Source organism: Nostoc sp. LEGE 12454 (genome assembly GCF_056620565.1).
The window spans coordinates 200,331-220,279 of the sequence record NZ_JBWQXL010000011.1; the positions used below are offsets into that span (position 1 = coordinate 200,331).

At 43.9% G+C, this 19,949-nt stretch carries 22 protein-coding genes; 3 read left to right on the forward strand and 19 right to left on the reverse strand.

What is annotated here, in order from left to right; genetic code table 11:
- Nucleotides 1-29: 29 nt before the first annotated feature.
- From rpsQ to rplC, 10 genes are all read right to left on the reverse strand, one after another.
- Complete coding sequence (rpsQ, locus tag AC1F2U_RS15085) at nucleotides 30-278, reverse strand: 30S ribosomal protein S17 (protein ID WP_094349093.1); 249 nt, start codon at nucleotides 276-278, stop codon at nucleotides 30-32.
- A 6-nt stretch (nucleotides 279-284) separates the two neighbouring features.
- Nucleotides 285-512 (reverse strand): 50S ribosomal protein L29, encoded by a 228-nt coding sequence (gene rpmC, locus AC1F2U_RS15090; protein WP_480261830.1) that lies wholly within the window; start codon nucleotides 510-512, stop codon nucleotides 285-287.
- 3 nt (nucleotides 513-515) lie between these two features.
- A complete protein-coding gene (rplP, locus tag AC1F2U_RS15095; protein ID WP_069070775.1) occupies nucleotides 516-941 on the reverse strand; it encodes a 50S ribosomal protein L16 in 426 nt (141 codons plus the stop codon).
- Nucleotides 942-1,029: 88 nt separating this feature from the next.
- On the reverse strand, nucleotides 1,030-1,812 hold the full coding sequence (rpsC, locus tag AC1F2U_RS15100) for a 30S ribosomal protein S3 (RefSeq protein ID WP_094342453.1): 783 nt from the start codon (nucleotides 1,810-1,812) through the stop codon (nucleotides 1,030-1,032).
- Nucleotides 1,813-1,864: 52 nt separating this feature from the next.
- Nucleotides 1,865-2,221, reverse strand: coding sequence for a 50S ribosomal protein L22 (gene rplV / locus AC1F2U_RS15105; protein ID WP_069070777.1), 357 nt, complete (start codon nucleotides 2,219-2,221; stop codon nucleotides 1,865-1,867).
- 108 nt (nucleotides 2,222-2,329) lie between these two features.
- Entirely contained in the window at nucleotides 2,330-2,608 is a 279-nt protein-coding gene (gene rpsS / locus AC1F2U_RS15110) for a 30S ribosomal protein S19 (protein WP_012410721.1), read from the reverse strand.
- Between the two features lie 107 nt (nucleotides 2,609-2,715).
- A complete protein-coding gene (gene rplB, locus AC1F2U_RS15115; protein ID WP_480261831.1) occupies nucleotides 2,716-3,579 on the reverse strand; it encodes a 50S ribosomal protein L2 in 864 nt (287 codons plus the stop codon).
- A 130-nt stretch (nucleotides 3,580-3,709) separates the two neighbouring features.
- Nucleotides 3,710-4,024: a 50S ribosomal protein L23 gene (locus AC1F2U_RS15120; protein ID WP_094349089.1), complete on the reverse strand. Its 315-nt coding sequence runs from the start codon at nucleotides 4,022-4,024 to the stop codon at nucleotides 3,710-3,712.
- Entirely contained in the window at nucleotides 4,017-4,655 is a 639-nt protein-coding gene (rplD, locus tag AC1F2U_RS15125) for a 50S ribosomal protein L4 (RefSeq protein WP_289800116.1), read from the reverse strand. The genes AC1F2U_RS15120 and rplD overlap by 8 nt, the downstream gene beginning before the upstream one ends.
- Before the next feature lie 89 nt (nucleotides 4,656-4,744).
- Nucleotides 4,745-5,377 (reverse strand): 50S ribosomal protein L3, encoded by a 633-nt coding sequence (gene rplC, locus AC1F2U_RS15130; RefSeq protein ID WP_094349087.1) that lies wholly within the window; start codon nucleotides 5,375-5,377, stop codon nucleotides 4,745-4,747.
- Nucleotides 5,378-6,412: 1,035 nt separating this feature from the next.
- Between rplC and ndhN the strand changes: the two genes are divergently transcribed.
- Complete coding sequence (gene ndhN, locus AC1F2U_RS15135; RefSeq protein WP_480261832.1) at nucleotides 6,413-6,889, forward strand: NAD(P)H-quinone oxidoreductase subunit N; 477 nt, start codon at nucleotides 6,413-6,415, stop codon at nucleotides 6,887-6,889.
- Nucleotides 6,890-6,924: 35 nt separating this feature from the next.
- Here ndhN and AC1F2U_RS15140 read toward each other — a convergent pair whose 3' ends face one another.
- From AC1F2U_RS15140 to AC1F2U_RS15150, 3 genes are all read right to left on the reverse strand, one after another.
- Complete coding sequence (locus AC1F2U_RS15140; protein ID WP_480261833.1) at nucleotides 6,925-7,422, reverse strand: N-acetyltransferase family protein; 498 nt, start codon at nucleotides 7,420-7,422, stop codon at nucleotides 6,925-6,927.
- A gap of 312 nt (nucleotides 7,423-7,734) precedes the next feature.
- Nucleotides 7,735-11,046, reverse strand: a complete 3,312-nt coding sequence (locus AC1F2U_RS15145; RefSeq protein WP_480261834.1) for an efflux RND transporter permease subunit — start codon at nucleotides 11,044-11,046, stop codon at nucleotides 7,735-7,737.
- 78 nt (nucleotides 11,047-11,124) lie between these two features.
- Nucleotides 11,125-12,570 (reverse strand): efflux RND transporter periplasmic adaptor subunit, encoded by a 1,446-nt coding sequence (locus tag AC1F2U_RS15150; RefSeq protein ID WP_480261835.1) that lies wholly within the window; start codon nucleotides 12,568-12,570, stop codon nucleotides 11,125-11,127.
- Nucleotides 12,571-13,114: 544 nt separating this feature from the next.
- Here AC1F2U_RS15150 and AC1F2U_RS15155 point away from each other — a divergent pair.
- Nucleotides 13,115-13,654, forward strand: coding sequence for a phycobiliprotein lyase (locus AC1F2U_RS15155; protein WP_480261836.1), 540 nt, complete (start codon nucleotides 13,115-13,117; stop codon nucleotides 13,652-13,654).
- A gap of 264 nt (nucleotides 13,655-13,918) precedes the next feature.
- Nucleotides 13,919-14,239 (forward strand): RNA recognition motif domain-containing protein, encoded by a 321-nt coding sequence (locus AC1F2U_RS15160; protein ID WP_480261837.1) that lies wholly within the window; start codon nucleotides 13,919-13,921, stop codon nucleotides 14,237-14,239.
- A gap of 255 nt (nucleotides 14,240-14,494) precedes the next feature.
- Here the strand turns inward: AC1F2U_RS15160 and AC1F2U_RS15165 are convergent, their stop codons facing one another.
- From AC1F2U_RS15165 to AC1F2U_RS15190, 6 genes are all read right to left on the reverse strand, one after another.
- Nucleotides 14,495-14,671, reverse strand: a complete 177-nt coding sequence (locus AC1F2U_RS15165) for a hypothetical protein (protein WP_335196950.1) — start codon at nucleotides 14,669-14,671, stop codon at nucleotides 14,495-14,497.
- A gap of 314 nt (nucleotides 14,672-14,985) precedes the next feature.
- Nucleotides 14,986-15,744 carry a YebC/PmpR family DNA-binding transcriptional regulator gene (locus AC1F2U_RS15170; protein WP_480261838.1) on the reverse strand — a complete coding sequence of 253 codons (759 nt, stop codon included), beginning with the start codon at nucleotides 15,742-15,744 and terminating at the stop codon, nucleotides 14,986-14,988.
- A gap of 175 nt (nucleotides 15,745-15,919) precedes the next feature.
- On the reverse strand, nucleotides 15,920-17,488 hold the full coding sequence (locus tag AC1F2U_RS15175) for a metallophosphoesterase family protein (protein WP_480261839.1): 1,569 nt from the start codon (nucleotides 17,486-17,488) through the stop codon (nucleotides 15,920-15,922).
- A 135-nt stretch (nucleotides 17,489-17,623) separates the two neighbouring features.
- Nucleotides 17,624-18,049 carry a type II toxin-antitoxin system VapC family toxin gene (locus tag AC1F2U_RS15180; RefSeq protein WP_104906391.1) on the reverse strand — a complete coding sequence of 142 codons (426 nt, stop codon included), beginning with the start codon at nucleotides 18,047-18,049 and terminating at the stop codon, nucleotides 17,624-17,626.
- A 7-nt stretch (nucleotides 18,050-18,056) separates the two neighbouring features.
- Nucleotides 18,057-18,272 (reverse strand): hypothetical protein, encoded by a 216-nt coding sequence (locus tag AC1F2U_RS15185; RefSeq protein WP_480261840.1) that lies wholly within the window; start codon nucleotides 18,270-18,272, stop codon nucleotides 18,057-18,059.
- Between the two features lie 126 nt (nucleotides 18,273-18,398).
- Nucleotides 18,399-19,631, reverse strand: a complete 1,233-nt coding sequence (locus tag AC1F2U_RS15190) for a damage-control phosphatase ARMT1 family protein (protein WP_480261841.1) — start codon at nucleotides 19,629-19,631, stop codon at nucleotides 18,399-18,401.
- Between the last annotated feature and the right edge of the window lie 318 nt (nucleotides 19,632-19,949).

Here is a 19,949-nt window from a genome sequence, read left to right on the forward strand (position 1 = left end):
ATGTTGTTAGAAACTAACAACGATGAGGTTTAAGTAGGCTTGACGTTCAGGACTTCTGTGATTTTCCAGCGCTTGGTTTTACTCAGGGGTCTAGTTTCCTGAATGCGAACGCGATCGCCTACTTTACACTGATTTTCTTCGTCGTGAACTTTATATCGTTGGGTGTTAACCACAATCTTGCCGTACTTGGGGTGAGGAGCGCGGTTTTCTATGGCGACTACCACAGTTTTTTGCATTTTATCGCTCACTACCAAGCCAACTCGTTCTTTAACTGCCATAATCTCCTACTTTTCTTCTTTAGCCGATTGACTTACTGCCCGTTTGCGTTCTGTTTCTAGCGTCAGCAATTGGGCTAGGCGGTGGCGCAATTGTCGGAACTGATGGGGCTTTTCTAGTTGTCTGGTGGCTTTTTGCAAGCGCAACTGAAATAGTTGTCTTTTGATCGCGACAATTTCATCAGAGAGCTTCTCGTCGCTTAATTCTCTAGCTTCTGAAATTTTGGGAAGAGGCATAAGCTACTCCTGCTCCTGTGGTTGAGAGCGCACAATAAACTTAGTTTTGATGGGCAATTTAAATGAAGCCAAACGCATCGCTTCACGAGCGATTTCTTCAGAAACTCCACCGATTTCAAACAAAATCCGTCCCGGCTTGACTACAGCTACCCAAAACTCTGGATTACCTTTACCGGAACCCATCCGGGTTTCAGCAGGACGCATGGTTACTGGTTTATCAGGGAAAATCCGAATCCAGATTTGTCCACCCCGACGAATATAACGAGTCATTGCCCGACGGGAAGCCTCGATTTGACGCGAGGTAATCCAAGCAGGTTCTTGCGCTTGGAGTGCAAAATCACCGAAGTTGAGGGTACTACCACGGCTGGCTAGTCCTTCCATCCGTCCCCGCTGTTGTTTGCGGAATTTAGTTCTTCTAGGGCTTAACATGGTTTCTTACTTGTCATTTGTCATTTGTCCTTTGTCATTTGTCATCTGCCATTTACTAATGACTTAATGACTAATGACTAATGACGATTTATCCTTCATTTGAGCGGTCTTCAAATTGCTGGCGACGACGTTGTTGTTGACGGCGACGGGGTTCTCGATCGCGATCGCGGGGGTCACGTTCGCGATCGCGGCTTGCTGGTGGTAGTGGATCTGGTTCCTGTCCAGGAATAATTTCTCCCTTAAACACCCATACTTTGATACCCAAAATGCCGTAAACAGTTTTTGCCGTGCAATAAGAGTAGTCAATGTCAGCCCGTAAGGTATGTAAAGGTACTCTACCTTCACGAGTCCATTCTGTCCGGGCAATTTCCGCACCGTTGAGGCGACCGCTAACTTGGATTTTAATACCTTGGACACCAGCGCGTTGGGCGCGTTGAATCGATTGGCGCACTACCCGCCGAAAGGAAACCCGGCGTTCCAATTGTTGAGCAATGTATTCGGCAATTAAGTAGGCATCAGCATCAACTCGTTGAACTTCAACTACGTTAATGCGAATTTGGCGATTACTACCCAATAATCCTTGGAGTCCGGTACGTAAGGATTCAATACCTTGTCCACCGCGACCCACTACTACCCCAGGTCTAGCTGTGCGTACTTCTAAGTCGATTTGGTCAGCTTTGCGCTCAATCCGCACTTCGGAAATTCCGGCGTTATTTTGAGCCTGTCTACCCAGCTTTTGTTCTATGTATTGACGGAGTTTGTAATCTTCTTGTAGAAGTTCTGGATAGCGATCGGGAACAGCAAACCAACGGGATTGATGTTCATGTGTAATACCCAGGCGAAAACCAACTGGATGAATCTTTTGTCCCACAAATGCTTCCTCTAAAATTTCTTACTTTACGCAATTTATTGGGTAAACGTGCTTATTTTTCTGGAGCAGCTGCAACAGCTACGGTAATATGACACGTCGGCTTGCGAATTTGGTAAGCTCGACCTTGCGCTCTTGGTTGGAAGCGCTTCAACGGTGGTCCTTGATCGGCATAAGCCTGAGTAATCACTAGTTGAGTCCGATCTAACCCAGCGTTGTGTTCGGCATTGGCAGCAGCGCTTCTGAGAACCTTCAATATGGGTTCAGTGGCGCGATAAGGCATGAATTCCAGGATGATTAACGCTTCTCGGTAAGATCGTCCGCGGATTTGATCGAGTACCCGACGCACCTTGTAAGCCGAGATGCGGATAAAACGAGCGATCGCTTTTACTTCAGTAGTATTAGTAGCCATAATTTTCTCCAATTTTGTCCTTCGTCCTTCGTCCTTTATCCTTTGTCTTTTGTCGAAAGCGAATAACTAATGACCAATGACAAATGACAAATGACCAATGACTAATAACTACCTACCTGCTTTTTTGTCGCTTTTTCCATGACCTCTGTAGGTGCGTGTCGGGGCAAATTCACCCAACTTATGTCCTACCATCTGTTCATTTACAAAAACGGGAACGTGTTGGCGTCCGTTGTGAACAGCTATGGTATGCCCTACCATTAGAGGCAAAATTGTCGAAGCTCTTGACCAAGTTTTAATAACTTCTTTTCTGTTGTTGTCGTTGAGCTTTTCAATTTTCTTTAGGAGATGATCCGCAACGAAAGGACCTTTTTTTAGAGAACGACCCATAGTTCAATTTTGGATTTAGGATTTAGGAATTAGGAGTGAGGAGTTAGGAGTGAGGAGTTAATAAGTTAGATTCAACTCATAACTCATAACTCATAACTTCTAACTCTTTAAGATTCACGACCACCGCGACCGCGTTTAGAAGACTTACGACGACGACGCACAATCAACTTGCTGCTAAGTTTCTTGCGATTGCGTGTCTTCGCACCCAATGTGGGTTTACCCCAAGGTGTAACAGGCCCCGATCTACCGATAGGCGCTCTACCTTCACCACCACCATGTGGGTGATCCACTGGGTTCATGACGCTACCTCTAACCTTAGGACGGCGACCTTTCCAGCGATTTCGTCCGGCTTTACCTGCACTCAGGTTTCTCGCATCGGTGTTGCCTACTTGCCCAATGGTGGCGTAGCACTCGCGTCGAATCAAGCGGACTTCTCCTGAAGGTAACTTGAGAGTTACGTAATTACCTTCTTTTGCCACGACTTGGGCACTAGCACCAGCAGCACGTACAATTTGACCACCTTTACCAGGAGTGAATTCTACGTTGTGAACACTAGTACCTAAAGGAATCTTCGAGAGTGGTAAAGCATTACCATCTTCAAAGGGAGCTTCAGGACCAGAAACAATTATTGTTCCAACTTTCAACCCGTTGGGGTGAAGGATGTACCGTTTCTCGCCGTCTTGGTAATACAAAAGGGCAATTCTGGCATTGCGGTTAGGATCGTATTCAATTGCTGCGACTTTGGCAGGAATATTATGTTTATCCCTTTTAAAATCGATGATCCGATAAAGCTGTTTATGTCCGCCACCCCGGCGACGACTAGTTATCCGCCCGTGATTATTCCGACCTTTAGCGCGATGCTTCGAGGTTGTTAAGGATTTTTCTGGCTCGGTTCTGGTAATTTCCGCAAAGTCAGAGATTGTAACTTGGCGAGTGCTGGGGGTATAAGGGCGATAAGAACGGGTACCCATATTTTTAAGTGCTGAGTGCTAAGTGCTGAGGAGCCAGTGCGTTGCGGAGGTTCCCTCCGTTGTAGTAACTGGCGTTGCTGAGTTTTGAGTTTTGAGTTCATTAACTCTTAACTCCTAACTCACAACTTTTTTAGACTTCTGGGAATAGAACTTGTCTAATCTTGTCTTCATCCCCAGGTGCGACGGTGACAATTGCTCGCTTATATTGGGGTTTATAACCAATAAATTTACCAACGCGCCGCTTTTTACGCGGTGGTAGGATGGTGTTGACTTTTACAACCTTGACCTGAAACAAGTCTTCGATCGCAGCCTTGATTTCTGGCTTTGATGCCTTTGGAATTACTTCAAAGGTGTACTTGTTTTGCTCCATCAAGATGGTCGCTTTTTCGGTGACGATTGGGCGACGTACTAAGTCAGCAAGGTCGCGGGGGTCAAAGCTAGGCACTGTAGACCTCCTGAATTTTTTCTAGGGCTGATGCCGTAACTACAATTTTGTCAGCGTGCAGTAAATCAAAAACATTTAGCTGGTCAGCTGCAATTAGTTTTAAATTTTCAATGTTGCGGGCTGATAAATAAACATTATCTGTATCCGCAATTTCAGACAAAATTAACAGTGCCTTGCTTTCTGGTACTATTCCCCAACGGGCAAGCGCTGCCACTAATTCTTTAGTCTTCGGGCGAGATAGCTCGGTGCTAAATTCTTCTACTACGATCAAGTCGTCAATACGACCGACAAATGCTGTCCGCAGTGCTAAACGTCGCTCTTTGCGGTTCAATTTCAGGTCGAAGTCTCTAGGCTTTGGCCCAAAGATCACACCACCACCACGCCACAATGGTGAACGAATAGACCCTGCACGAGCGCGACCAGTACCTTTTTGCCGCCAAGGTTTACGACCGCCACCTCTGACTTCAGCACGAGTTTTTGTGCTGGCATTTCCTTGACGAGCATTGGTCAATTGCCGTACTAAGGCGCGGTGCACAATATGAGACGCTGTTCCTTCTTTGGCAACGCGCAACTCGAAGGTCGTCTCACCGACCTGTTCTCCTTGCCAATTTTTAACTACGCTTTCAACCATCTTTGTTATCTGTCCTTTGTCATTTGTCATTTGTCATTTGTCTTTTGTCCTTAGCCAATGACTACTGACTACTGACTAATGACTTTTGACTATCCCACTGTTTTTGCAGGTACAACACTTACTAGAGCGCCTGGTTTACCAGGAATAGCTCCTTTAATTAGCAATAAGTTGCGTTCTGGATCGACTCGCACTATGGTCAGTTTGCGGATTGTAATACGTTTTCCACCCAAACGACCTGCCATCCGCTTACCTGGATAGACACGACCTGGTGTTGTACCAGCACCAATAGAACCCGGCGCTCTGTGGTTTTTGGAACCGTGTGACATTGGCCCGCGACCAAAGTTGTTGCGCTTCTGGTTTCCCGCAAAGCCGCGACCGATGCTTGTACCGACGACATCGACAATTTGACCCGCGCTAAAAATATCTGCTTTAATCTCTTGACCTAAAGCATAATCACTAGAGCTATCAGTGTGATATTCATTTAAGTGACGCAATGCTGGGGCAGATGATTTAGCCAAATGACCCAATAATGGTCTGTTTAGTGCCTTGGGTTTGACTTCGCCATAACCAACTTGAATGGCAAAGTAACCGTCGGTTTCTTTCGTTTTAACTTGTGTAACAGTGCATGGCCCTGCTTGAATGACAGTTACAGGAATAGATACTCCTGCTTCGTCAAATATTTGAGTCATGCCCAGCTTGGTGCCGAGAATACCTACAGACACAGTAACTGGTTCTCCTTTCTACTTGCTGACCTTGGAATTGGACTTTAGAGGACACGCTTTGTACGCATCAGTTTAGGCTGGGTTAGCCTGCGAAATTTGGAATGGCTTCAATAAACCGCTCCAAATGCTTTCGGACACAACAAACCGTGTCCTTACTGCTTGGTGAATCTGTTTAGCTTCACTCATTAGATCACCAGAACAGCCACAAGTCTCTTCCCGTTGGGAAGGAGTAACTTCTGGAATCAATGCAAGGCGCTACAGCTTTAAGCTGTGTGCAGCAATGCTTTTGTCCAAGCAATTGCTCTGGCACTTTCTGGAGGCAGCGCTGTCGGCGGGTTTTCCGATTTGTACACGCCCGAAGGGCGGCTTCCCGGAGATTGGCTACTGCCGTGTTGCAGTTGGACTTAAGCGGTTGTTACCGCCCAGTATCCGTTAACTGAGACTCACGTAATGCCATGAAACCAACATTGCTGCTCAGTTTTACTTCCTTAAACACCTTAAACTATTGTTTAAGCTTTTGCCTGCTTTTTTTTGAGGCACAGGAGTAAACGTACCTTGGAGCTTAGGATTAACTTTAGTTATTCTTCCATAAGCTCTAATGTTGACCTGAAAGCTTTCTTAGTTTACCAGTCTACGATCGCTCTGAGTTAGATTATCCAATTTGGATTAAGTCATCAGTTTTTGATGCTAACACTACCCCAGAATGACAGTAAAAAGTCAACCTAATTTGCGTGTTTGGTCACAATCTAATAATATAAATTATTTATTTATGTTTGTCCAGTAATTTATAGAGCTATTTTTAGGGAGTGGGGAAGAAGCAAGGGAGCAGGGGAGCGGGAGAGGCAGGGGAGGCAGGGGAGGCAGGGGAAGCAGGGGAGCAGGGGAGAACTTGCAGTAAGTTCTTTCCCCTCTGCCCCTCTGCCCCTCCGCACCTCTGCCTCTTGTACCCAATGCCCAATACCCAAAAAAAATGCTTTTAATCTATCGGTTCAGGGTAAATAATAGAGATATCTAAGTGGGATAAGACGAAAATCTATGGCACTAATTACCACTGGCAACGGTTTAATCCGCGATCTGGAAAAGTTTGGCGCTCTTGGAGTGTATGTACCTCTGGAAGGGGGTTATGAAGGTCGATATCAGCGCCGACTACGGGCAGCTGGCTATACTACCCTTCACATTACTGCTAAAGGACTGGGTGATGTAGCTGCGTATCTCACAAGAATTCATGGAGTCAGACCTCCTCATCTTGGGAAAAAAAGCACTGGTAGCGGTGCCGCAGTGGGTCATGTGTACTATTTGCCGCCAATTCTTAATTCTCATCTAGAACAGCTACCACCAAAGTCAAAGGGGCTGGTCTTGTGGATTATTGAAGGGCATATTCTTTCTAATGAGGAACTTGAGTATTTAACGAATTTGCCTCAACTAGAACCACGAGTGAGAGTAATCATTGAGAGGGGTGGCGATCGCTCTTTCCGTTGGACTTCTCTAGAAAAAACTCTGTTAGCTAGTTAGTCCTTTGTCATTAGTCATTAGTCATTAGCTTATGACTAATGACTCAATTCAATCAGCATTTCAATAATGCTGAATCGAAAACTACAAGATGCAAATAACCGCCGTGAAGCCTCGTTAGCAATTGCTGTATCTAGACGAATTTGCTTGATACCCATCTGACGAAAGCGTTCAATACTTAGCATTACCATCTGCCGGGCAATTCCTTTTTGGCGATATTCCGCCTCTACCCAGATATCATGAATAAAAGCAAATTCCTGTAACCGATAAATTGGTATTTCTCGCTCAACTGTTGCTACCAGAAAAGCTACAATTTGCCCTTCATTTTCGGATACTAGAAATATACTGCGTACGCTGGAAGCGTCGGCGAAGCCATCGCTATTTGCCAAACGCGTCAACCATTTCTCATAACGCTGTTCTGGATGCGGTAGAAAACCATACTTACCAGAATCCCAAGACTCATGCAAAGCACAAATTTTGGCAACCATTGGTAAAACTGCGGGTACGTCAGTGATTGTGGCGGGGCGGATCAGCATAAGCTTTCAAGCACAAAAATCACAAACAAGAAAGAATGCTTTGCAGTGAGGTATTAGTTTTTATTCACTTACTCAGCCAAGATTATCGTTTTGTTGACCCTAAGCGTCATAAACTTTGGAAAACTTTGTTTTTAGCATTGAAGAAGAGCTGGCTTGGTTAGAACAGGGATGATATCTAAGTGGATATCTGAAATGGTTATAAGGTTTAGAGACTATGGCAAACGGTTGTCTATTTATAACCATTCCAGAAACAAACAGCGATCGCGATCGCCAGTAAAATCGGTATTGCGCTATGTGCAACTTAAATGCTCATTAGCTAATAAATTTTTTCGTAACTCCACGCAACCGGATTAACACTGGTTTCGCCCAATTTCCACCTAGCAAATCGTGCAGCAGAATATAAAAACAGGGGATGATAAATAATGTCAGCATCGTTGCGATCGCCATCCCAAAGAAAACTACAATCCCTAAAGGCTGCAAAAACTCAGAACCTTCGCCAATACCCAATGCTAAAGGGAACAGTCCTAAGATAGTGGTGACTGTGGTCATGATAATTGGCCGCAAGCGTTGAGGAGCAGCTTTCATAATGGCAATTTGGCGAGTACAACCAATTTCATCCCGAATTTGGTTCGCTAGTTCTACCATGAGAATCCCTGCGTTTACCACAATTCCCACCAGCAAGACGACACCAACAATTACAGTTGCGCCAATTGCAGTTTGGGTAATGTAAAGTCCAAAAATTCCTCCAGCTAACGCCAGTGGTACGGTGAACATAATTACCAATGGGTCAATCAGGGAATTGTATTGTACCGCCATGACTACAAAGATTAAGAACGTTGCCAACGCCCCCAAAGTTTTTAAAGCATCCTGAAGTTGCTGATTAGTTTCTTGGGCAGAACTAGGCACAATTGAAACGCCATCAGGTAAGTCTACATCTTTAAGTACTTCGTTGACTTCTGCGATCGCTTCACCCAGACTAGCTCCCTCGCTCAGATTACCTGCCACAATAAAAGCTTGACGCTGATTAATCCGTTGCACCTCACCAGGCGCTTGACCTTCTTGAATGTTCGCAACGTCTGAAAGGCGGATTAGTTGATTGTTTTCTGTAAATAGCGGTAATTGTTCTAGCTGGGAAGGACGCGCAATCGCTTCCTTATTTAGCTGCACCCGCACATCTACTAAACGATTACCGCGTTGAATTTGCGTGGGAACTGAACCTTCAATTGCTGTTTGAACTGTTGCACCAATTTGTTGAGCGCTCAACCCTAAAGCCGAAACCCTCTCCCAGTCGGGGCGAATTTGGATTTCCGGTTGTCGGGGGTCAGCATCTGGTCGGAATGTCGCTAATTTTGCCCTTTCCTGCAATGCTTGCAGCACTTGGGCGCCTGCTTGGGTTAAGTTTTCTTCATTCTCACCTTGCAGAATCACGTCAACTTCTGACCCTTGCACTGGAGAATTACTTAAGATTAAACCCCGCACCTGACCAGGATTGAGGCGTAGCAGAATTCCTGCTAAGTTGAGTTTGTTAAATTCCTGAGTTACTTTTTTGACGAAGGCTTCGACATCTGTGCCTGGTTTTAGATTGATGGTGCTACTGGCACGTAAAGGATTCTCTGTAGTATTGCTACCAAACAAAGAACCACCCACAGTTGTGAAAGCAGACTCGGTTTCTGGTTGTTTTAGCAAAATGTCATCGACAATTTGCATAACTTTTTCAGAAGTTGCTAAAGGTGTACCGGGAGGAAACTGCGCTCTTAAGGTAGCTTGACCAGTACTTATCCGGGGTAAAATTTCTTGGGGAATTTGACCAAACATAAAGAAGCTACTGCCGCCTAAAATTACCAAAGCAGCAATAACGACGAGGAGTCGATAGCGTAAAACCTTGGTTAAGAAGTTACCGTATCCCCGCGTCGCATCTTCAAATCGGTGATTAAACTGTCTAAGTAGCCAAAATTCACTAATCCGACTAGACCAGCGAATTCCCAAGAGTCGAGAAGACAGCATCGGTACTACTGTGATGGCGACGACAAGGGATGCTGCAACTGCGAAGCTAATTGTCAGAATCAGTTCATTAAATAGCAGTGCAATAAAGCCACCAATTAAGAGGAATGGCACTACAGAAACTAAGTTGGCTCCTGTAGCAGCAACTAAAGCAGATTCTACTTCTTGGGAAGCTGCGATCGCACTATCAATAAAGAATCTTGAATTTCTCCCCTTCCCCTCTGCTCCTCGGCTTATCTGCTCCCCTGCCTCCATCTCTCTCTGATTGGGAGTCATCCCTGTTTTTTCGGAAATGTTCTCCAAGATCACAACCGATGTATCAATTGCTTGGCCGACTCCTAATGTCAGACCGGCTAAACTGAATACATTCAAAGTCAAGCCAAATATTTTCATTAGAGCGATCGCTGCCAGAGTACACAGCGGAATCGTCAAACTGATAATAAATGTTTGCCTGAACGATCCCAAAAATAACAACACTGCTGCCGCTGCTAACAATGCCCCAGAAATCCCCGAAAAGATGACATCATTTAAAGAATTACGGATGAAGACAGATTCATCTGTGGTGGGACTCAAGGTCATGTCTGCTGGAATTAAACCCGATTGCCGTAATTGTTCAATTCGCCGCTTAACAGCATCTACAACGCTAATTGTGTTGGCTTCAGGCTGCTTTTGGATTGAAAATTTTACCGCAGGCTGACGGTTGAGGTAAACAAATACTCGTTGTTCTTCTGTATCGTCAATTACCTCTGCAAAGTCTCGCAAGTAGACGCGGCGGGAAGGTGCAGGAGTAGTAGTGGTAGTGCTAGTGGTATTACTACTATTAGTGGTATTAGCACGAGCAGGAGAAGAAACTTCCAAGGAAAGGTTTTCAATTTCTTTGGCATTTTGGAAACGTCCGACAGTCCGAGTCAATGGCTCGGAATTTTGCCCCAGAATCCGACCCCCAGAAGTATCTTGGTTACGTGCTGTTAATTCATCTAAGACATCATTTAACCCGACACCCAAAGCTTGCAATCGGTTCAAGTCAATAAGTACTCGTACTTCTTCCTCAGCACCCCCGGATACGTCAACAGAAGCGACTCCTGGTACTACACTGAGTTCACGCGTTAACTCTTCATCAGCAAATACGCGTAAATCTTTCCCTTGTAACGAGGCAGATGTCAGCGCCAATTCATAAACCGGCAATTGAGAAGGATCGACTTTGAATAAGCGCGGCTCCTCTATCGTATCTGGTAGTTGTCCCCGACCTCGGTTAAAAGCAGCAGTAGCATCGTTTAGGGCTTGGTCAATATCGCCCCCTGGTTGGAAGTACAAATCGAGGCTGACTTGTCCTTCACGGGTGCGGGAAAAAACTTGCACTACATTCTCGGTTGCCCGTAAAGCTTCTTCTAAAGGTCTGGTGATTTCATCTACTGCTACTTCTGGTGAAATACCAGGGGCTTCTAGCCGGACGCCAATTCGCGGATAGGTAATAGCCGGTAGGAGATCGACTTGGATAGTTGTGAGAAAAAATACCCCAATGACAATTACTGCCACAGTGAGCATGAGTGTGCCAATGTGTTGGCGGATAGCGATCGCACTAAGGCTAAATCCGCCATTGCCATTATTATTTGCCTGTTGCATGATACTAAGTGATAAGTGCTAAGTGCTGACTACTGAGTACTTTTTTCATTGGTATGGTGATTATTGCTCACCTTACTATTACTTTTCTGAAAGAATTGAAAGACTTACAGTGTCACCTTCTTTTAACGGCTTACCACTACGAACAACATAGCGCTCTCCCGCTTGCAAGCCGGATAAAATTTCCACTTTGCCATCAGCCTTTTGTCCTAAGGTGACAGCACGCGTCGCTACTTTCGTCTTACCATCTGTGTCTTTCACCACAAATAGCGTCCCCGATGACTTTTCTTGCTCTTTCTGTGCTACCTTTGCTGCCCCGGCTTGTTTTTGAATAGCTGTTTGCGGCACTACTACCCGTTGTTGTCTCTGGTTTTCAAAATTGACTCGCGCCAGTAGTCCGCTGCCAATCTTACCTTGAGTGTTGGGAATCACTACTTCTACAGGTATCAAGCGAGCTGTGGCGTCGGCAGCGGGGGAAATGCGCGTAACTCTGCCAATTAATGTTTCTTTGGGGAAGGCATCTAAACGGACTTGTACAGACTGCCCAACTTGAATTTGTGCCAGTTCTAATTCGGAAACTTGGACGACGACTTTGACACGGTTAAAGTCGCCAATTTTCAAAACTTCGCTACCTGCTTGCAGCAGGTTGCCTGGTTCTGTCACCTTTTCTGTAACTACGCCAGCGATCGGAGATACCAGCCGAGCATAAGACCTACGCTCTTTGGTTTGAGCAACCAATGCTTGTTGAGCAAGTACTCTACCTTGGGCGGCTGCGACGGCTTGCTGTTCTGTCCGAACTTGTTCCTGAGCTGCCCGGAGTGCTTGGGCGGCTGTTCTTGCCTGGGTACGGGATTGCTGGGCAGTTTGTTCAGCGATCGCTCCAGCTTTGAACAACCTCTGCTGCCGTTCTGAGTCTGCCTGGGCTTGTACCACTTCTAGCCGTGCCCGTTCTACGTCTGCACGAGCATTGCTTACCTGATTATTTGCCCTAGCTACTTCTGATTTGAGAGCTGCTAGTTCTGCTTCTGCTTGCTTTAATTCGGTCGAAAGGATGGCATCATCTAAGCGCCCGACGTTTTGCCCAAGCTTTACTGCATCGCCCACATCTAAGTTCAAAGCCAACAACCGAGCTTCTACTTGCGATCGCAGTGACACAATTCGGAAGGGTGTTGTATTACCTGTGTATTCTGGCTGTGTTTGCAGCGTATCAGTTCGAGCGATCGCCGCATCTACAGCCGTTGCACCACCACGTTGTCCCCTACCAGGACTCTGAGATTGTGCATCAGCTGGTTCTTCCTTGGGTAGCGCTCCACAATTCGCTGTCAGCAGTCCTATGCCCAGCAAACAGGGAATCAATAATATGGATGCAAAAGGGGAAGACACCTTTGTGTCAACGCTACTCTTTGTATCTGCAACAGCCACATCAGTCTTCACAACTGAATTTAACTGGGTATTAATTACCTGGTTAGCGGCTGCCAAAGGTGAGATTTTCGCCTGCTTGTGCGGCTTATTTCTGTCCAAAATCATTTATTTTTCTTGTATTTGGGGAGCTTTTTGGGTTAAACAGCCGTGCATTACCAAGTAATTTTGAGACATTATGAATAGTGAAAAGCGGCGAGAGTCAATTGGCTATCTTCTTGCAGAACTTTGTATCAAAAATTACTTTTTATTTTCAAAAATTCTCACCACTTTAACTCATTAAATTGAGTCGGCCGCTTTTTGGCTGCCGATGCAATTCTTAATTCAGTATAAATATTTTTAAATTTCTTGCAATCTGCCCTTAGTAGAAAACTTGTATTTACTGAAGATACGGGACTTTTACACCCCTACTTCTAATCTGGGCAGTACTAAGTAACTATACTTAGGCTGATCTAACCAGATTTAATATAGCCAAATGCCTAGTAATTTTTACGGTCGATCAAATATATTAAGAATAGTAAACATAAGTTGCTTTTTTGACGCTGTAATATTTCGGTCGAGCGTAGGCGTAGCCCGTCGTAGACATCGCATATACAGCCAAGAAAAGGGCGATATATATTACAGCCATCAATATTAGTCAGGAAAGTTACAAGTGACATCATTGCTAAAAATTGCCCAAACTGCTGACGAAGCCCAGATTTCCGAATTTTTCCAGGAATCAGAGGGTAAGTGGCGATCGCAACGGCGCTACTACACCCTACCCAAGGGAGAAACTAAGGAGATGGAGAGTATAGTTACGATCCATTTTCTCAACCAAGGCTGTGATGAATTGCAAAACCTAGCTCAGATGCACGATTTGCCTGATACAGGTAGTTTGATCTGTGGTGCAGCAGTTACATGGGAAAGTATGGATGTGCTAAAGGACAGGAAAGAGTCGCAAGGTTCAACAATATTTGGAGCTTTAGGAAACATTTTGTATCGCGATCGCGGTTTTGCCATATCCAAACCAGTTACCGCTCAGTATTATTTCTCTAACCCTAAAACAATGTGTTTGCGAACTGAGTACAACGGTTCTGTGTTTGAAGAAGAGTTAAAGCTAATTGGTAGCAAATACCGCACCAGACAAACCATCATCTCCCGTGCTGGCGAGCAGTTGATGATTGGTCAATATTTAGAAAAGAGAGTGGATTAGTCGATCTCCTGGGTGCGGTTCACTAGAGCCTCACCCGTTTTTAGACCAGCCAGCATCTAGCTATTAACCACCTATATAACTTTTTATAACAGTTTTTCAAACTTTTACCCAGAAAATTGGTTGTTATGTCATCATGGGAAGTGAAATGAGAATTAATTCGGCGACAGTGTTTGATTTTAGTATTGACAGGCTTTTTCCTTTTGGTATTACAGACTTCTCTCCGAAATCTAAATCTCTACAAACTTATGATTTTGGAGACATTTGATGTCAATTTACGTAGGTAACCTCTCCTATGATGTTACACAAGATGCGCTGAGTGCTGTATTTGCAGAATATGGTGCTGTAAAGCGTGTTCAACTACCCACTGACCGTGAAACAGGTCGTTTACGCGGCTTTGCTTTCGTGGAAATGAGTTCAGAAGATGAAGAAGCAAAAGCTATTGAAGCTCTTGATGGTGCTGAATGGCTTGGTCGCGACCTCAAGGTAAATAAAGCCAAGCCTAAAGAAGACAGAAGTGGTGGTTCCTTTGGTGGAAACCGTGGTGGTGGTGGCGGCGGCTACAATCGCAGCAACAACCGCTACTAAGCTTAATTAAATTTAGAAAAGGCTCAGGCAAAAATGCTTGAGCCTTTTTTATGCAAAACGATTGCTACTAATTATATTTTGCGATCACTTTAACTTTGATTTTTATACGATCGCACCCTTGAGCAAGTTAATTAAAAAAACCCGCTGATTGGTAGGGATTCCAGCGGGGTTAAATAATACAGTTTTTGTTCAGAGAAACCAACACTAAACTTAATTACAGAGCTACTAAAAACTTTTACGACTAATAGTAACTATTTATAAGTGTTTATGAGCTAGTTTTTTAGTATGATGTCTGTGATGTTTAATGTGATGAACTTTAGCAGATTTTACGCTAGTATGACGGATAGTTTTAGCTTGAGCTTGAGATGCAAAAGCGGTTACAGGTGCAGCAAAAATTAGAGCCAAAAGTAAAGCTTTAGCAAACTTATTCACTTGAAAAATCCTCATTAGGTAATCAACAATTTAACTATCCAATAGACGTATGTCATAAGTTTGTAATTGAGATGAACCTTTCATGTCTATTTTTACATTCGTCAAATATAGGATTTACTCGGTTAAGGCGAGAGACGCGATAAATCGCTGTCTCTACAATCTAGAATTTTCATCAAAAAAGCTTAATCGAATCGTATGGACTTACATGGAATACTTTGCTAAAAAATACTTGCTGGTATTTCAATCTTAAATGTAACAATCTGGACATCATCCAAATAACTGTAATTTGGCTATGATACTTGGGTTAATTTTGATTAGGAAATGGTGATAGACATCAATTCTTCTGATATTTCAAAGTTAGCTGTGACATTTTGCACGTCATCCAAGCTTTCTAGAGTATCAATTAACTTGAAAAGCGATCGTGCCTGATCGGGATCGGTAACTTCTACACTATTACTAGGAATCCAGCGCAATTCGGCATCAGTTACCTTAAAGCCTTGATTTTTGAGTGTCTGGCTAAGGGTTTCTAAATTCCCAATATCAGTAAATACCTCAGCCATCTCATCTTCAGTCATCTCATAAGACTGGGCAGCGCCTTCGAGTGATGCTTCTAAAAGCTGTTCTTCGTCAACTACACCCTGCACAACACAAACGCCTTTTTGGTCAAACATCCAGCTAACGCAACCTACTTCGCCAAGATTGCCACCATTTTTACTAAAAGCTACACGCAAGTCAGCAGCAGTGCGATTGCGATTATCTGTGAGGGCTTCGATTAAAATCGCTACACCATCAGGGCCATAACCTTCGTAGCGAATCGCTTCAAAAGTAGCATTATCGCCGCCAAAAGTGCCTGCACCTTTAGCGATCGCTCGTTCAATATTATCATTGGGAATACTCGCAGCCTTTGCCTTGTCAACTGCTGTGCGAAGTTGAAAATTCAGCGCTGGATCTGGCACGCCGCTTCTAGCCGCAACGATAATCGCCCGCGATAACTGAGTGAAGGTTTTTCCCCTTTTTGCATCTACTACCGCTTTTTGGCGCTTAATATTTGCCCATTTACTATGTCCTGCCATAATTTGAGATGATCGTAACTCTATTTAAGATTAGGATATACCTAGCTTTTGTCTCAATGCAAAGGTGCATTTGGTAAAACACCAACAGAACCACTCAAAGCAACCCAGCAGTACTGAGATTTTATTTTTAAATGAGATGAGGAATGATGTAGTTTAATTACTTGCCGCATCCCGTTTAGATCGCAAAAGGTTCAAGTTCCGTGTTATGCCACTCTTGTTCAAACCGTTCAGTAATCAATGGTCTGATGATAAATTTGGGCGGGCTACCATCCAAAACATCAATCCGCACACATGAATAAGGCAGTCGGTTTTGGAAATTATAGTTATGACGCCCCACAAATAGCGTTGAATCTGCAACTTTCCGAGTGGGTTTACCTGCAATCTCAGCAAAAGTTTCCATCAATTCAGTCCCTTCTCGCCGTTGATAGCGGGGACGATGACCGCTGCCACCAGAAATAATACAGTTAATATGCGAGTCTGCAAATCCGGTGTCAGTTGTGCAAAGATGCTCCAAACAGTGAGCGTGACCGTTTAAAATCAAATCGACTATGGGACGTTCTTTAATTAGAGTACCAAGAGTTTCTGCCACTTGTTCAAATACCCAGCGCAAACGGTGGCGAACCGCCAAGGTTTGTGCCTGATTCCATTTAGTAGCTTCTGTGACGTAGGGAGGATGGTGGAAAAAGATTACACGTCCGCGCACTTCGGAGGTGTTCCAAGATTCGATTAGTCTGCTTCGCAACCATTCAAGTTGTTCAAAATCGATCGCAGGCATTTGATGAGATCCTAGTTGTTTTTCAATGTCGATTTTGATTTCGTTTATTTGGTCTAATTTAGCACTGAGGTCATCAAGTTGTTCCGCTTCGGTGGGTTTATCTGGGTTGAGTCCATCATATATTTTCAAAATCTCCAATTCTTCTCGATCTATTTCCTGGCGACGCTTTTGTAATTCCCGACGGTAAATTTCCCCTTCTTTCGTTGCAGGTAAAGGTGATGGTGTATTAAAGGTATTAGAATCCAGTGCGAAAAAGTCAATTCCGCCGTAACGAAAGGTGTAATAGCGATTAGGTAAACGGGTAAACTGTCCAGGTTCATAACGCAAACAGCGCCCTGTGTCGGTCTTAGCGGTGTAGTGCCGATCTAAATGACGTTCTAACTCTTGTGGAGATATCGCCTGAGTGTAGTCCATAAATGCTCGTGCATAGGCATTACCTTGATACGATCCATGCCAGCCAATCTCGATGTCTTTGTAGCGGAACAGGCGACGCAGTGACGATGTTGTGCCAGTAAATAAACGGTACATCAAAGGTACATCGTAGTAATCATGATTACCAAGGACTGGCAAGAACGGCAGATTAAACACCATGCGATCGTAAGGAATGCCTTTCGGGTTGTCACCACCGACAATAAATTCCCGGTAAGGCTCAATAAAGTTTGTTGAATAATATTCTTGGGAACCCACCACATAGATGACATCGCCAGTGTGCAACACAAAGCTGCAATCATCGCGGTGAGGAAGCATCAGTTCGGCAACTTTTCGTTGGGGGTGGTGTCTAGAATGAGATTTAGTGCCGGAATCACCAATAACCATAAAGGAAAATTCTGGATTATCCTGCCTGCGATCGTCAATAACTAGACTGGTTTGGTCAATTCCCCGTTGCACAAAACTTGGATGCATCCACCGCACCCGTTCCTTCATCTTTTGAATTTTCACAGGAATCGGTGGATCGGAAATCAATTTCATGGCTGATAACTCTTGAATGCTTAACGCACACGCCGATTGTAACGAAATATTTAATTGTCATTTGTCATTAGTCATTTGTCATTGGTGAATAACCAACGCCCCATGTACCACGAGCTAATGCCCAATCCCCAATCCTTACGGTAAATTTTCTCGCAGTAATGCTCGAAAGCCTGCTTGTTGAAAATGCTCATCAGCGGTCAGTGCTTCAGTGATGCCGCTATATTGCATAACAATAAAAGATACGCAATCGACAAATCCCCATTCTTTCTCTGTTCGTTCGCGATATAGCTGAAAAGCACGTTCGTAGAGTTCTTGGGAAAGGGGAACAATTTCTACTTTGGAGTCTGCTACTAGAGAATTTAATAATATGATTGCCGCCTGACGATAAGGTTGTTGGGATAAGGCATTGCCAATTTCCAACATCACCGCCTGTGTTGTTACCAAACGAGTTTCTGCTGCTTGTAACATTTTAGCCAAATGTAAGGCTCGGTCATGCAAGCGATCGCTCGGTGCAGATAAGGCAATGGCAAATGATGTATCAAGAAAGACTTCAGAATGCATGAAAAGTTTATTTACTGTACAAATGTTTATCTATATTGGCAGACCAGTCAGGCGGCCCTTCGAGGTTGAGCGATCGCGCCGTTTGCAAAAATGATACCGTTTCCTGTTCGCTTGGCGGTAAAATTTCAATACTCATTCGCACGCGGGTATTAATTGGCAGTGCGATCGGTTCAGCCGGATAGAACACTTGGCCATTAAACACAGCTGTGATTTTTTCTACCATTTTCCTTAGAAAGTTTTTCTAGTCTATCCTAAGCTGGTTGTGGTGATACGGGTAGAGTAGACGACCCTATAAGTAGTGAAGATACGTATACTTCTTTTACAAATTATCTCGATTTTTCAAAATTGCCTAAATCACCAATTGAATTACACCCCACTGTCCATTTGTCAACCAAGAAGAGTCAGATTTTGCTACTTTCTCAATAACTTCTGGTTTTAAACCAACTGCTACTTCTGACTTTAGGGTGCGTAGAGCTACCATTGGAACGGGTAGGTAGCAGACTATATCTGCAATGTTGGTGGTAAAATTCCAATGGCGATCGCCTAATAATCGGCGATAATTGGCATCTCCTTTGACTATAACCAAACTTGCATTGGCTAACTCATTTTTGAGGTAGTTGGGTATTTCCCAAAAGGCTAAAGGCGATGTCCAAAAGTAATCTTCAGATAGTACTAAACGCCCTGATGTAATATTGTCTTGCAGTCTTTGGGTAAAGGATGTAAGTTGTTGATTTCTAGTAGCGGCTAAAAAACTTATTGTGTCATGTACATCCTTAATCATGGCATCAGATACAAAAGTTGGATGTGGCTTTAAGTGTAGGTAAACCCGATCGATCAGTCCGCTACTTAATAAAAAGTCTACTAAAAATAAATCACAAACAAGTTCAAAACCAGCATTATCTACAACAAAATCAATCCGTCCCCCTTGAGAGTTGGTTAACAATTCCGTGACTTGGCAGGCATCATTTACTAAAATATGAGCTAGTTGGGTTTGAATATCAAAACGACTGCGATCGCTCTCGGATGCTGACCATAAACTCAAGTCAACTCGATTTTCCCACAAAGCAAAATATAACAGCGCTATTAAAGCTGTTTGATTTGATTCTTCCTTCAGTTGAGAATTATTTAACCAATTGTTAGCGCGATCGCACAGTAGAATAATCGAATCCAAAGATGCTTCTAAACTTTGAGACTTTTGTAACTCAAATGGATCGATACCTTGCGATACACCAGGGCGAAAATAATTGGTAATTTCTAGAATCAACCGAAAAAAATAAGTTTCGGCAAAAAACCAAGGAACATCTAGCCAACGCTGACCTTTGTATAATTCTAAATATGTATTCCAGGCTGAAAAATCTACAGCAGTCTTATTTAAAAGAGGTTGCACATATCCTGCTGGCAATTCTTTTGCCAGGTTTTCTAAGCTGGTATTAATTTCAGACGAGAAATTATTTTCAGCGATAACTTTGCGAGCGATCGCAGGCATTCGTTGAGTAACTGTATACTCAGTAAAAGAACCAACTTCTGACCCCAAAAGAGACGGTGGTATGGGTAATTTGGGGATGTGGGATATATTCGCCACAAACTTTGATTCTCCTCATCTTTTCAGTTATTCTAACCCCGTATGCGACCTTCTTTCAAATCTAATCAACTCAAAAGCGGGATAAATCGCTGTCAAGACGAAAGACTGATTATTGTAGAGGCAGCGATTTATCGCGTCTAGAGTTATAGGGAGATGCAAAGATGGATTCCAGCACCCCTAAATTGTCTATTGTGAATCCCCGTGCGATTCGTTGTAAGTGAATCACGGTACCCAGTCCGTAAATAACCTTACCAACTCGCAAGAGTTGAACTCTCAATCAGATGTAGGTGAAAGTCCTACCCGCCAGGTTCAGGCGTG